The following is a 12,985-nucleotide window of genomic DNA, read 5'->3' as shown; positions in this document are numbered from 1 at the left end:
CACCGTCGCGAGCAAGGCAAGCGCCTTCCTCACCCGGGACGGCATCGTCCTCTACGACAACCCCGCCGCGTTCCAGATCTACGCCTTCAAGCACGACAACGCCCTATGTGAACCAGAGCCCGGTGCGACTGCCCCTGAGGCAGTACGAATGCCGATCCGGCTGCGGCAACACGGTCCGCACATGAACAAGCATCATCAGGACGAGCGCGCCGCTGGGCCACGCCCGGCCCACGCATGCCCCGCCCCTGGCCCGCCCCTGGCCCACGCATGCCCCGCCCCTGGCCCCCGCCTGGCCCCGCCCCGACCGACCCAACCAACTCGACATCCCCCGACTCCCTCCGCAAAACCGTCGGAGCGGCCAAGATGGGTGGATGGGATTCCAAGTCGACTCCGAGGCCGGGCGGCTGCGCCGGGTCATCCTGCATCGCCCCGATCTGGAGCTGAAGCGGCTCACGCCCTCGAACAAGGACGCCTTGCTCTTCGACGACGTGCTGTGGGTGCGCCGGGCGCGGGCCGAGCACGATGGGTTCGCCGATGTGCTCCGGGACCGTGGGGTGGAGGTCCACCTCTTCGGGGATCTGCTGGCCGAGAGCATGCAGATTCCCGAGGCGAGGCAGCTGGTCCTCGACCGGGTCTTCGACGAGAAGGAATACGGGCCGCTGGCCACCGACCATCTGCGGGCGGCCTTCGACGAGCTTCCGGTGCCGGAGCTGGTCGAGGCGCTGGTCGGCGGCATGACCAAGCGCGAGTTCCTGGAACGCCACCCCGAGCCCATCTCGGTGCGCTTCCATGTGATGGATCTGGACGACTTCCTGCTGGGACCGCTGCCCAACCACCTCTTCACCCGCGACACCTCCGCCTGGATCTACGACGGGGTGTCGATCAACTCCATGCGCTGGCCGGCCAGGCAGCGCGAGACCATGCATTACGAGGCGATCTACCGGCACCACCCGCTCTTCCGCGGCGAGGACTTCCATGTCTGGTCGGAGGGCCAGGCGGATTTCCCCTCGACGATCGAGGGCGGGGACGTCCTGGTGCTGGGCAGTGGTGCCGTCCTCATCGGGATGAGCGAACGCACCACGCCGCAGGCCGTGGAGCTGCTTGCGCGGGGGCTGTTCGCAGCGGGTTCCGCCCGCACGATCGTGGCGCTGGACATGCCCAAGCGCCGGGCGTTCATGCATCTGGACACCGTCATGACCATGATCGACGGGGATACCTTCACCCAGTACGAGGGCCTGGGCATGCTCCGCTCGTACACCATCGAGCCGGGGTCGGGCGATCAGGACCTCAAGGTCACCGACCATCCGCCGGAGCACATGCACCGGGCCATAGCGGCCTCGCTGGGCCTGTCCGACATCCGGGTGCTGACCGCGACCCAGGACGTGCACTCGGCCGAGCGGGAGCAGTGGGACGACGGCTGCAATGTGCTGGCGGTGGAGCCGGGTGTGGTGGTGGCGTACGAGCGGAACGTCACCACCAACACCTTCCTCCGCAAGCGCGGTATCGAGGTGATCACGATCCCGGGGAGCGAGCTGGGACGCGGGCGCGGCGGGCCGCGCTGTATGAGTTGTCCGGTGGCGAGGGATGCGGTGTCGGGGGCAGCCTGAGGATGCCCCGCACCCTTCGGGGCGGGGCCGGATCCCTCATCGGCCAGGGGCTCCGTACTCCAGCCAGGGGCTCCGTGCTCCGGTGCCGCACCCCGCGGCCGCGCCGGGGGCTCCGTATAGAGATACGTGCGTTCGTATACACTTCCACTATTCGAGTCCGTCCCGACCGTCGCGAATCAGGAGCCCACCCATGGCGATAGACCTCAGGGGCCGCCATTTCCTCAAGGAGCTGGACTTCAGCGCCGAGGAATTCCGCCGACTGACCGAGCTGGCGGCCGAGCTGAAAGCGGCCAAGCGCGCCGGCACCGAGGTCCCCCGCCTCCGGGGCAGGAACATCGCCCTGATCTTCGAGAAGACCTCGACCCGGACCCGCTGCTCCTTCGAGGTCGCGGCGGCGGATCAGGGCGCCTCGACCACCTACCTCGACCCGTCCGGCTCGCAGATCGGGCACAAGGAGTCGGTGAAGGACACCGCCCGGGTCCTCGGCCGGATGTTTGACGGCATCGAGTTCCGCGGCAGCCGGCAGTCCGACGTCGAGGAGCTGGCGGCCCACGCCGGGGTGCCCGTCTTCAACGGGCTGACCGACGAATGGCACCCCACGCAGATGCTCGCCGACGTGCTGACCATGGTCGAGCACGGTCAGGGCCGCCCCCTGGAGGAGACCGCCTTCGCCTACCTCGGCGACGCCCGGAACAACATGGGCAACTCCTACCTCGTCACCGGCGCCCTGCTCGGCATGGACGTCCGGATCGTGGCGCCGAAGCAGCTGTGGCCCGACGAGTCGGTCGTCGCGCAGGCGCGCGCGCTCGCCGGGAGCAGCGGCGCCCGCCTCACGCTCACCGACGACGTCGCCGAGGGCGTGCGCGGTGCGGACTTCGTGACGACCGATGTCTGGGTCTCCATGGGCGAGCCCAAGGAGGTGTGGGACGAGCGGATCGCGCAGCTCGCCCCGTACGCGGTCACGATGGACGTGCTGCGCGCCACCGGCAAGCCGGACGTGAAGTTCCTGCACTGTCTGCCCGCGTACCACGACCTGGGCACGGCGCTCGGCCGGGAGATCCACGCCCGGCACGGACTGTCGTCGCTGGAGGTCACCGACGAGGTCTTCGAGTCCGCGCACTCCGTCGTCTTCGACGAGGCGGAGAACCGGATGCACACGATCAAGGCGGTGCTGGTCGCGACGCTCGCCGGCTAGCGCGGCGGGGTGCCCGCACGGCACCTCATGTGCTGCACAGCCATCGGCACAGCGATCCGCCGCAACGGGCGATCATGCAGGTCAAGCGGTTACCATCGAGCCGCTCGCGGGGTTCGGACCCACCGGTCCGGACCCCGCTTCGTGTGTGGCCCACCCGCGCCGCGCGCACCGCACCACCAGAGAGAGAACCACCCCATGCGCCCGCCCGTCTCCCGCCGCCGCCCCTCGGAGGCGCTGCGCGCCGCACCTCCCGCGGCCTTGTCCGGACCGCGGATCAAGTCCCCCGACCTGCTCATCGCCGAATCGGGTGCGGACCTCGAAGGCCACGGCCTGCGCCGCAGCATGGGGCTCTTCCAGCTCATCTGCTTCGGCATCGGCGCGATCGTCGGCACCGGCATCTTCGTCGGCCTGTCCGACACCGTCGCAAAGGCCGGTCCGGCCGTCCTCGTCTCCTTCGTGCTGGCGGCCGTCACCTGCGTCTTCACCGCCTTCTCCTTCGCCGAGCTGGGCGGCGCGATACCGGTGTCCGGCAGCTCGTACTCCTACGCCTACGCCACCCTCGGCGAGCGCACCGCCTTCCTCGTCGGCTGGTGTCTGCTGCTCGAATACGGCATCTCGGTCTCGGCGGTCGCCGTCGGCTGGGGCCAGTACCTCAACGAGCTGCTCGGCAGCCTGACCGGCTGGCAGCTGCCCGCCGCGCTGTCCAACCCGCCCGGTGACGGCGGGATCGTCAACCTGCCGGCCGTCGTCGTGATGCTGCTCGCCGCCCTGCTGCTGGTCCGCGGCATCCGGGAGAGCGCCCGGGCGACCGCCGCGATGGCCGTCCTGAAGCTCGCGATCCTGGTGCTGTTCTGCGCGGTCGGGCTGAGCGCCTTCCGGGCCGGCAACCTTTCGCCGTTCGCTCCGGAGGGCATCGCCGGCATCACCTCCGGCGCCTCGGTCGCCTTCTTCTCCTACATCGGCTTCGACGCGATCACCACGGCCGGTGAGGAGGTCAGGAACCCGCGGCGCAACATCCCCGTCGCGATCATGGTCTGCATCGGTGTGGTCACCGTCCTGTACTGCCTGGTCGCGGCTGCCGCCATCGGTGCGCTCTCCGCCGACGACGTCGCCGGCCGGCCCGCCGCGCTGTCGCTGATCGTCAACCGCGTCACCCACTCGACCCTCGGTGGCGGGGTGATCGCCTTCGGCGCCGTCGTCGCCATCGCCTCGGTCGTCCTCGCGGTCATGTACGGCCAGACCCGCATCCTGATGTCGATGTCGCGGGACGGACTGGTCCCGCGGATCTTCGAGCGGGTCTCTCCCCGGACGTCCACCCCCGTCGCCAACACCTGGATCGTCGCAGCGGTCTTCGCCGTGCCGGCCGCGGTGGTGCCGCTGGACGCGGTGATGAATCTGTCGACCATCGGGACGCTGGCGGTCATGGTGGCGGTCAACCTCAGCGTGATGGTGCTGCGCCGCACCCGCCCCGATCTGCCGCGCCGCTTCCGCGTGCCGCTCTTCCCGGTCAGCCCGCTCCTGGGCATCGCCTTCTGTCTGTATCTGAGCTACGGCACCGGTCCGGCGACCTGGTTCCAGTTCGCCGGTTTCCTGGTGGCCGGGGCGCTGGTCTACGCGATCTACGGGCGGCGCCGTTCGCGGCTCGGGCAGGCAGAGGAGGAACAGGCGGCTCAGGAACCGACGGTTCAGGAACCGGCGGACGGGGCCGGCACCGGCCTCACCGGCGCCGCCACGGCACCTCGGGAAGGGTGAACCAGACGGCCTTGCCGTGCGGCGTCCGGCGGCAGCCCGCGTCGGAGCTCAGCGAACGGAGCAGCAGCAGGCCACGGCGGTGGTGGTCGTGGCCGTGCGGGCCCAGGCCGGTGGCTTCGGCGGCATAAGCGGCATCGACGGCGTCGGCGGCCTGGATGATCGGCGTGCCGCGGGCGGCCCGGGTGGCCGTGGTCCGGGTGCCCGTGCCCGCCTCGGTGCCGCCCGCCTCCGCGCTCTCCCGGGCGTCGCCGCCCTCGTCCCCGCCGCTGCGCCCGGCGTCATCCGCCGGCGCGACGCCCCCCGTACGCTGCGCCGGAAGCCGGTCGTCGGCCGCCTGATGATCGTCCGCCCGGTGACCATCGGCCGTACGCGCCCCGCCCGCCGCAGGGGCCCCGTCCACCGCATCCACCACAGGGACCCTGTCTGCCGCATCCGCCGCAGGAACCCCGTCCACAGCAGGGACCCTGCCCCCCGCATCCACCGCAGGCACCTCGTCCCCCGAAGGGGCCCCCTCCGCCGTGGCGCTCCCCGCCGCCGCCCGCCCCGGCCCGGAAGCATCGGGCGCCGCCACCAACACCGCATCGTCCGGCCCTGACAGCGGGAACGGTTCGTCGAGCAGCACGTCGATGCCCAGCGGATCGTCGTCGTGCACCTCGATCAGGCAGCCCGTCGGCTGCACCTCCACCACCAGCTCGATGGGCTCCGTACCGCAGGTGTGCTGGAGGGCGTTGCTGACCAGCTCGGAGGTCAGCAGCTGCGCGGTGGGACAGTCGGCCGCCACCGGCAGGTCCTGGAGCGCGGCCCGGATCATCGCGCGGGCGATGGGGACGGCCGTCGTGCTACGCGGCAGCGCGATGTGCCAGGTCGGGGTCGCGGGTTCCAGCATGTGCCGTCGATCCGTTCGCAGGAGCCAGCCCGGCCGTCCGAGGCCGGTTCGGTCGGATCCAGCGTAGGAAGCGCGCGGCGCCGGGATCAGGGGCGTGTGGCCGGGGTGCACAAGACCTACGTCATGCGGGAGCCGGGACCTTCGGCACCCTCGCCCGCGCGGTCCCGAGGGCGGCGCACCGCCGCCGGCGACGCGCGGCATATCGCGTTCTCGTGACGGTAGTCATGAAGGGGTGATAACTTCGAGGGGCATCCGGAACAGCATCCACCGGCCGACCGGCCAAAGGGGGCAGGCAGCCCGATGAGCCCGTTCGCAGGATCCGCCCGCAGCACAGAGCCCTGGCAGCACATCCGCGTGACCAGGAAGGACGGCATCGCCACCGTCACCCTCGCGCGCCCGGACAAGCTCAATGCCCTCACCTTCGAGGCCTACGCCGACCTCCGCGATCTGCTCGCGGAACTCTCCCGGGAGCGCTCGGTGCGCGCCCTCGTGCTCGCGGGGGAGGGGCGCGGTTTCTGCTCCGGCGGCGATGTCGAGGAGATCATCGGCGCCACCCTGGGCATGGACACCGCGCAGCTGCTGGACTTCAACCGGATGACCGGGCAGGTCGTCAGGGCGCTGCGGGAGTGTCCGTTCCCGGTGATCGCGGCCGTGCACGGGGTCGCGGCCGGGGCCGGTGCGGTGCTGGCGCTGGCCGCGGACTTCCGCGTCGCCGACCCTTCCGCCCGCTTCGCCTTCCTCTTCACCCGGGTCGGGCTGTCCGGGGGCGACATGGGCGCGGCCTATCTCCTGCCGCGCGTCATCGGCCTCGGCCATGCCACCCGGCTGCTGATGCTCGGCGACCCCGTCCGTGCCCCGGAGGCCGAACGCCTCGGGCTGATCAGTGAGCTGGCCGAGGAGGGGCGGGCCGACGAGGCCGCCGCGGCGCTCGCCAAACGGCTCGCCGAGGGGCCCGCGCTGGCCCACGCCCAGACCAAGGCGCTGCTGACCGCGGAGCTCGACATGCCGCTGGCCGCCGCCGTCGAGATGGACGCCGCCACCCAGGCGCTGCTGATGAACAGCGACGACTACGCGGAATTCCACGCCGCCTTCACGGAGAAGCGGACGCCCAAGTGGCAGGGGAAGTAGCCATGCGGGTCGCCGTCATCGGCGGGGGGCCGGGCGGGCTCTATGCCGCGGCCCTGCTCAAGCGCCTCGACCCCACCCGCGAGATCACCGTATGGGAGCGCAACGCACCCGAGGACACCTTCGGATTCGGTGTGGTGCTCTCCGACGAGACCCTCGGCGGCATCGAGCACGCCGACCCGGAGGTCTACCGCGCCCTCCAGGCGGAGTTCGTCCGCTGGGACGACATCGACATCGTGCACCGGGGCCGCACCCTGACCTCCGGCGGGCACGGCTTCGCGGCCCTCGGCCGGCGCCGGCTGCTGGCCGTACTCCACCAGCGCTGCCGTGACCTCGGCATCGAGCTGCGCTTCCGTACCGAGGCCCCGCCCGCTGCCGAACTGGCGCGCACCTACGACCTGGTGATCGCCGCCGACGGGGTGCACAGCGCGACCCGCACCGCGCACGCCGACATCTTCGGCCCGCAGCTGACCACCCACCGCTGCCGCTACATCTGGCTCGCCGCCGACTTCGCCCTCGACGCCTTCCGCTTCGAGATCGCGCAGACCGAACACGGCGTCGCACAGCTCCACGCCTATCCCTACGCCCGCCCCTCGTCCGACCACCTCGCAACGAGCCCCTCCGGGGAGCACCCCGACGGCGCCAGCACCGTCATCGTCGAGATGCGCGAGGAGGTCTGGCGGGCGGCCGGACTCGACCGCTGCGACGAGCGCGAATCGGCGCAGTGGTGCGCCAAGGTCTTCGCGGACGCGCTGCGCGGCCGGTCGCTGCGCGCCAACAACTCCAGCTGGATCGCCTTTCGTACCGTCGTCAACGCGCGCTGGTCCCACGGCAATACGGTGCTGCTCGGCGACGCCGCGCACACCGCGCACTTCTCCATCGGCTCCGGCACCAAGCTCGCCGTCGAGGACGCCCTGGCGCTGGCCGCCTGCCTCCAGGAGCAGCCCGACACCGCCTCCGCGCTGGCCGCCTACGAGGAGGAGCGCCGCCCCGTCGTCGCCTCCACCCAGCGGGCCGCCCGCGCCAGCCTCGCCTGGTTCGAGGAGCTGGCCACCTACCTCGACCAGCCGCCCCACCAGTTCGCCTTCAATCTCCTCACCCGCAGCCGCCGGGTCACCCACGACAACCTGCGGCTGCGCGACCCCGGATTCGTCACGGCCGTCGAGCGTGAGGCGGGCATCGAGTCCGCCACGCCGCCCATGTTCACCCCGTTCCGGCTGGGCGGGCTGACCCTGCGCAACCGCGTCGTGGTCTCCCCGATGGACATGTACTCCGCGGTGGACGGCGCGGGCACCCCCGGCGACTTCCACCTCGTCCACCTCGGTGCCCGCGCGCTGGGCGGCGCCGGACTGGTGATGACGGAGATGGTGTGCGTCAGCCCGGAGGGACGGATCACCCCCGGCGGTACGGGACTGTACGCACCGGGCCATGAGACCGCCTGGCGCCGGGTCACCGACTTCGTCCACACCTCCGCGCCCGGCACCGCCATCGGTGTCCAGCTCGGGCACTCCGGCCGCAAGGGCTCGACCCGGCTGATGTGGGACGGCATCGACCAGCCGCTCCCGGAGGGCAACTGGCCCCTCGTGGCGGCCTCCCCGCTGCCCTACCGCGCCGGCGTCAACCAGCTTCCGCACGCCCTGACCGAGCCCGAACTCGCGACCGTACGCGAGCAGTTCGTCCGCTCCGCCGAATCCGCCGCCCGCGCCGGCTTCGATCTGCTCGAACTCCACTGCGCACACGGCTATCTGCTCTCCGGCTTCCTCTCCCCGCTCACCAACCGGCGCACCGACGCCTACGGCGGCGACGTCCACGCCCGGCTGCGCTTCCCGCTGGAGGTCTTCGACGCGGTCCGCGCCGTCTGGCCGGCCGGGCGCCCGATGACCGTCCGGATCTCCGCGACGGACTGGGCGGACGGCGGCACCACGGCCCGGGACGCGGTGGCCATCGCCGAGGCCTTCGCACGGCACGGCGCGGACGCCATCGATGTGTCCACCGGACAGGTGGTCCCCGACGAGCGCCCCGACTTCGGCCGCTCCTACCAGACCCCGTTCGCCGACCGCATCCGCAACACCCTCGGTGTGCCGGTCATCGCGGTCGGTGCGATCTCCTCCTGGGACGACGTCAACTCCCTGGTGCTGGCCGGCCGCGCGGACCTGTGCGCGCTGGCCAGGCCGCATCTGTACGACCCGCACTGGACGCTGCACGCCGCCGCGGAGCAGGGGTACGCGGGGCCGGGAGCGCCCTGGCCGCTGCCGTACCAGGCGGGCAACCGTCCCCCGCCCACCGGACGCACCGACGCGCCGAAGCCCCGCCTCACACTGCGGTGACGGGGGAGGCACGGGCAGTGTGGGGCGGGGCCGTACGGGGGCCGGCCCGGCAGGGGCCGGGCGGGCGGTGAAGCGGCGTGTGGCGGCAGGCGGCCGGCGGGCCGGCGCAGCGGCCGGTCAGGACATCGGCACGCTGGTGATCTGCGCGGAGACGACGGGCTTGTCGTGCTGTTCGACGTCGACCGTGAGCTGCCGGCTGCCGTCGTCGGCCCGGTCGGTGGTCCGCGCCTGTACCCAGGACGGTGCGTCGAGTTCGGCATAGCGCGCGAACGAGCACTCCATGGAGACCGGGAGGGTGAAGCCGGGGGCGGTCGCCTGTGCGGCCTGCCGGGCGGCCTCGATCATCAGCATGCCGGGCGTGTGGTCGACGGGGTGGTCGAAGAGCACCGGGTGCGAGGTGTCCACCCGCAGTTGCCAGCGGTCGGGGCGGTCGGTGGGGGAGAGCGCCACATCGCGGTCGTGGTCCCGGGCGACCAGCTGCGGAGGAACGGCCTCGGGAACCGGCAGCTTCCGGGAGTTGGCGAGCTGGAGATCGCAGTATTCGCCGCGGAGCCGGCGGTAGACCGCCGGGCTGTGACAGGAGTAGTCGAGCGCCGCCGTGGCCAGTTCGGCGCCGTCGCACACGATCCGGAACTCCTGGCGGGCGCTGGCCAGCCGCTTGCCGCGGTGGACCATGTCGTGGTCGGTGATGTGCAGTTCGACCTCGGCGGGCCGGTCGGTGGTGCGCAGCGCCTCCGGTAAGAGGTCGTAGCGGACCCGCTGCCAGATGATCGGGTGGTCCAGGGGCACGCCGTGGGCGACGTGGCTGAGTAATATCCCGGCCTGCCGCATGCTCTCTATCAGCAGCAGCGGGTCGTGCAGCCCGTGGACCGGACCGTAGAAGGTGTGGGCGCGCGGCCACTGCGCGCTGACCACCCAGCTGTCGGCGTCGCCTTGACGCCAGTTGGTCAGGAACACCTCGGAGACGGCGGTGCGGTGCACGTACTCCCGCGGCACCGTCGTGGTGAGCGCGGACGGTCGGATTCCGTTGGCGTCCTCGCCTCCGTTGTCGTGGCGCTCATCGCGCAAGTACGGCGTGAGCGTGGCGCTGGCCATAGGTGTTCCTTTCTGAGGTGCGGCTCTTCGCGCCCTGCCGGGCTGAGCCGTGGTGACCGTTCGTGCGGCACTAAGATACGGACCATGTGGTTTGTTTTCCAGTGCCGGACGGGCCCCGGCTTCGTCGGGGCGGTGAACGGTGGTGTCAGGCCGGGACCTTCACGCACCGGCCGTGCGGATCGAGGTGGCTCAGCGCGCCGGGCGACGCCAGACCCGGGAGGGTGTGCTTCCACAGGGCCGTGACGCGCTCCGGGAGATCGGCGCGGTTGGTCGCGGCCCGTGAGAACAACTGCACGCCCATGTAGGCGGCGACGAAGAACTCGGCCGCCCGGTCCGGTGCCACGCCGGGCAGTAATTCCCCGTTGTCCCGGGCCTCGGTGAACATCGTGGTGATGATGTCCGTCCAGGCCTGGTACGGCACGAGCGGGTTCTCGCTGAAGGTCGTCTCGACCGCGATGCGGGTGCCGGCCTGCAGCAACGGATCGCTGCGCAGGGCCAGCGCCACCTGGTGGGTGAAGTCGATGGCGTCCTGCAGCCGGGATTCGCTGACTTGCGGCAAAAACGGATCGGTCTGCTCCGTGATGACCGCGCGGGCCAGCGCGTCCTTGGACGTGAAATGGAAGTACACGGCGCCTTTGGTGACCCCGGCGCGCTGGATGATCTCTGCCATCGTGGCGGCCTGGTACCCGCGGGTGCCGATGACATGAGCCGCCGCTTCGAGGACGGCCCGTCGGGTGCGCACTGCGCGTTCCTGCTTGACCACCGATCATCCTCCGTATGCTCTCTTGGAGTTGTTGTGCCTGAGTGCGACCCGCCGCCCGTGGCCGCGCAGTCTATTTCCGCATCATAAAGAAGCCAACCATGCGGTATTGATTCGCGCCCGCGACGGTGGCGCGAATCCCGCGTCGCGGTCCGGTGCGACGCCGTCGAGTGTCACGAGCGCGAGGAGCTGTCCGATGTCCCCCACCGTCGTCCCCGCCATACCGGCCGTACATCGCGAGGTCCGCCTCGCGGACCAGGCCGAAGGCGAATTGACGGCAGGTCACTTCACCGTAGTCGAGGTCCCGGTGCCGGTACCGGAGCCGGGGCAGGTACTGGTGCGTACCCGTGTGATGGCGGTGACCGCTGCGATGCGGACGCAGATGACCAAAGTTCCGCTGCCGATGCCCTCATTCGTGCCGGGGCAGGCGCTGTGGGGCGCCGCGGTCGGCGAGGTCGTGGCGGCACCCGGCGGCGGCTTCGCCCCCGGCGAGCTGGTCCACCATCCGTACGGCTGGCGGGAGTTCGCGGCGGTCGAGGAGTCGCGGGTACGGCGGCTCGACCCGGACGCCCTGCCGACGCCCGCCGCACATCTGTCGCAGGGGGCGACCGCCTGGGGCGCGCTCCGCCGGGCCGCCGAGGTGCGGCCGGGGGACACCGTCTTCGTCACCGGCGCGGCGGGCGGCGTGGGCAGCCTGGCCGGGCAGCTCGCGCGCCGGCTGGGGGCGGGCCGGGTGGTGGGCAGCACCGGCTCGGAACGCAAGGCGGCCCGGCTGCGCGCCGAGTTGGGCTACGACGACACGATCGTGCGCGGCGCCGGACCGATCGAGCGCCAGCTGCACCGGGCCGCGCCGGGCGGGATCGATGTACTGCTGGACACCGTGGGCGGTGAACAGCTCCCGGCGGCCCTGGCGGTGGCCCGTCCCGATGCGCGGTTCGCCCTCGTCGGCGCGCTCTCCAGCCAGTTGGGCGGGAGCGGTGGCGCCCTCACGCCGGTGGAGCTGGACACGGGGCTGATCATCACGCGCCGGGTGACGCTGCGCGGCTTCGGGCTGTATGCGCATCCGGATCTGCCGCAGGAGTGGACGAAGGAGTTCGGGCAGGGCTTGCGGGAGGGCTCGCTGACCTTCCCGCACGCCCTTCTTCAGGGGATCGAGCAGGCGCCGCGGGCGCTGTGCGAACTTACGCAGGGGCGTCATATCGGGGCCGTGCTGGTCGAGTTGTGAGGGCCGGGCGCGGGGAGGCGGGCGGCACCGGCCCGGGTGGCGGCCGCGCCGGTCAGCCGGCCGCCGGGAGCTGGGCCGGTGCCGGGATGCCGGCGGCCGCGATCCGGCTCGGCGCGGCCGGCAACAGCCCCCACATGCCCACGATCGACTCCTCGTCCCACCACGTCCCGTCCTCGCCGCCCAGATGCAGCAGGCCCACCACGAGCGAGGTCAACAGCTGGGCCGTCCGGCGCGGTTCGGCGTCCGGCGCGTGCGAGCCGGCCGGTCCGCACGGCCCGCAGGTGACCGCCTTGTCGAGGAAGAGCGCGTACCAGCGCTGCTCCAGTGCGTAGATGCCGAGCCCCGGCGCGGTCTCCGGCCGCAGCCGCAGTCCGGCGCGCAGCACGGCGTCCGTCCGCACCCGGCCGAACAGCTCGACGGTGAAGTCCTGTACGGCGGTGGTCAGCGGCTGCGGGGAGCGGGTGAAGGCCTCTTCGACCTCCTGCAGGGTGGCGAGTGCGGCGTCCCGCACCGCGAGCGTGAGGTCGTCCTTGGACGTGAAGTGGAAGTAGAGGGCACCTTTGCTCAGCCGGGCCCGCCGGCTGATCTCGACCATGCCCGCGGCGGGTACCCCCTTCTCCAGGAAGGTCTCTGCGGCCGAGCGGATGAGTGCCTGGCGGCTCTGGATGGCGCGATGCTGGGTGGGCACGGTGTCCGTCCCGTCTCTAGTACGGCTGCGAGCTCAATGCAGTCTACATAGAAAACCAACCATGCGGTTCGGTATGCTCCCCAGGATTGGCCGGAACTGGCGCTGTCTGACGCGAAGCTGACGTTCGGTCGGCCGTTCGGATCTTGTGGGGCTCGGGGGGTGCGGTGCGTTCCCAGTCTGGCCGGGAAGCGGAGCGTTGTCGACCCGTCAGAGGCAGCAAGCATGCATTGACAAACAGCGCAGGCGGTTTTTAAATCTCCGAAGGCGGTAAACGGGGCGATCCCTTCCGTTGCAGCCGCCCGCGACGGTCGCGTACCGCCCTTGG

9 protein-coding genes and 2 pseudogenes are annotated in these 12,985 nt (G+C 71.6%); 6 read left to right on the top strand and 5 right to left on the bottom strand.

The window, feature by feature from the left end:
* Positions 1–371 precede the first annotated feature (371 nt).
* The 3 genes from CPH93_RS07540 to CPH93_RS07530 all read left to right on the top strand — a co-directional run bounded on the left by CPH93_RS07540 (position 372) and on the right by CPH93_RS07530 (position 4,554).
* A complete protein-coding gene (locus tag CPH93_RS07540; RefSeq protein WP_093485837.1) occupies positions 372–1,607 on the top strand; it encodes an arginine deiminase in 1,236 nt (411 codons plus the stop codon).
* 190 nt (positions 1,608–1,797) lie between these two features.
* Positions 1,798–2,802, top strand: a complete 1,005-nt coding sequence (gene argF, locus CPH93_RS07535) for an ornithine carbamoyltransferase (protein WP_093485839.1) — start codon at positions 1,798–1,800, stop codon at positions 2,800–2,802.
* Positions 2,803–2,997: 195 nt separating this feature from the next.
* Complete coding sequence (locus CPH93_RS07530; protein WP_093649200.1) at positions 2,998–4,554, top strand: amino acid permease; 1,557 nt, start codon at positions 2,998–3,000, stop codon at positions 4,552–4,554.
* Here the strand turns inward: CPH93_RS07530 and CPH93_RS07525 are convergent.
* Together CPH93_RS07525 and CPH93_RS36695 are read right to left on the bottom strand one after the other, a co-directional pair.
* Positions 4,520–4,636 (bottom strand): annotated as a pseudogene (locus tag CPH93_RS07525) (ATP-binding protein); the annotation flags it as partial. The gene CPH93_RS07530 and the pseudogene CPH93_RS07525 overlap by 35 nt on opposite strands.
* Before the next feature lie 552 nt (positions 4,637–5,188).
* A pseudogene (locus CPH93_RS36695) lies at positions 5,189–5,440 on the bottom strand (ATP-binding protein); the annotation flags it as partial.
* Between the two features lie 300 nt (positions 5,441–5,740).
* Here CPH93_RS36695 and CPH93_RS07520 point away from each other — a divergent pair.
* Positions 5,741–6,568 (top strand): enoyl-CoA hydratase family protein, encoded by an 828-nt coding sequence (locus tag CPH93_RS07520; RefSeq protein WP_006602528.1) that lies wholly within the window; start codon positions 5,741–5,743, stop codon positions 6,566–6,568.
* A gap of 2 nt (positions 6,569–6,570) precedes the next feature.
* Complete coding sequence (locus tag CPH93_RS07515; protein WP_096212359.1) at positions 6,571–8,892, top strand: bifunctional salicylyl-CoA 5-hydroxylase/oxidoreductase; 2,322 nt, start codon at positions 6,571–6,573, stop codon at positions 8,890–8,892.
* Between the two features lie 117 nt (positions 8,893–9,009).
* Here CPH93_RS07515 and CPH93_RS07510 read toward each other — a convergent pair whose 3' ends face one another.
* Positions 9,010–9,987 carry a ScbA/BarX family gamma-butyrolactone biosynthesis protein gene (locus tag CPH93_RS07510; protein WP_093485845.1) on the bottom strand — a complete coding sequence of 326 codons (978 nt, stop codon included), beginning with the start codon at positions 9,985–9,987 and terminating at the stop codon, positions 9,010–9,012.
* Positions 9,988–10,132: 145 nt separating this feature from the next.
* Complete coding sequence (locus CPH93_RS07505) at positions 10,133–10,750, bottom strand: ScbR family autoregulator-binding transcription factor (protein WP_093649201.1); 618 nt, start codon at positions 10,748–10,750, stop codon at positions 10,133–10,135.
* A 193-nt stretch (positions 10,751–10,943) separates the two neighbouring features.
* On the opposite strand from CPH93_RS07505, the gene CPH93_RS07500 reads away from it, so the two are divergent.
* A complete protein-coding gene (locus CPH93_RS07500) occupies positions 10,944–11,972 on the top strand; it encodes an MDR family NADP-dependent oxidoreductase (RefSeq protein WP_093485847.1) in 1,029 nt (342 codons plus the stop codon).
* 52 nt (positions 11,973–12,024) lie between these two features.
* Here the strand turns inward: CPH93_RS07500 and CPH93_RS07495 are convergent, their stop codons facing one another.
* Positions 12,025–12,660, bottom strand: coding sequence for a TetR/AcrR family transcriptional regulator (locus tag CPH93_RS07495; RefSeq protein WP_093485849.1), 636 nt, complete (start codon positions 12,658–12,660; stop codon positions 12,025–12,027).
* Positions 12,661–12,985: the final 325 nt, after the last annotated feature.

It is taken from the genome of Streptomyces sp. 2323.1 (assembly GCF_900221035.1).
In the GTDB taxonomy this organism is placed as follows: Bacteria; Actinomycetota; Actinomycetes; order Streptomycetales; family Streptomycetaceae; genus Streptomyces; species Streptomyces sioyaensis.
Note: the sequence above shows the minus strand (reverse complement) of the source record. Positions and strands in the feature narration are given on the sequence as shown.

Excerpts from the sequence above, each read along its gene's own strand:
- CPH93_RS07530 (WP_093649200.1), top strand. The coding sequence starts at position 2,998 with ATGCGCCCGCCCGTCTCCCGCCGCCGCCCCTCGGAGGCGCTGCGCGCC.
- CPH93_RS07510 (WP_093485845.1), bottom strand. The coding sequence starts at position 9,987 with ATGGCCAGCGCCACGCTCACGCCGTACTTGCGCGATGAGCGCCACGAC.
- argF (WP_093485839.1), top strand. The coding sequence starts at position 1,798 with ATGGCGATAGACCTCAGGGGCCGCCATTTCCTCAAGGAGCTGGACTTC.
- CPH93_RS07540 (WP_093485837.1), top strand. The coding sequence starts at position 372 with ATGGGATTCCAAGTCGACTCCGAGGCCGGGCGGCTGCGCCGGGTCATC.
- CPH93_RS07520 (WP_006602528.1), top strand. The coding sequence starts at position 5,741 with ATGAGCCCGTTCGCAGGATCCGCCCGCAGCACAGAGCCCTGGCAGCAC.
- CPH93_RS07515 (WP_096212359.1), top strand. The coding sequence starts at position 6,571 with ATGCGGGTCGCCGTCATCGGCGGGGGGCCGGGCGGGCTCTATGCCGCG.
- CPH93_RS07500 (WP_093485847.1), top strand. The coding sequence starts at position 10,944 with ATGTCCCCCACCGTCGTCCCCGCCATACCGGCCGTACATCGCGAGGTC.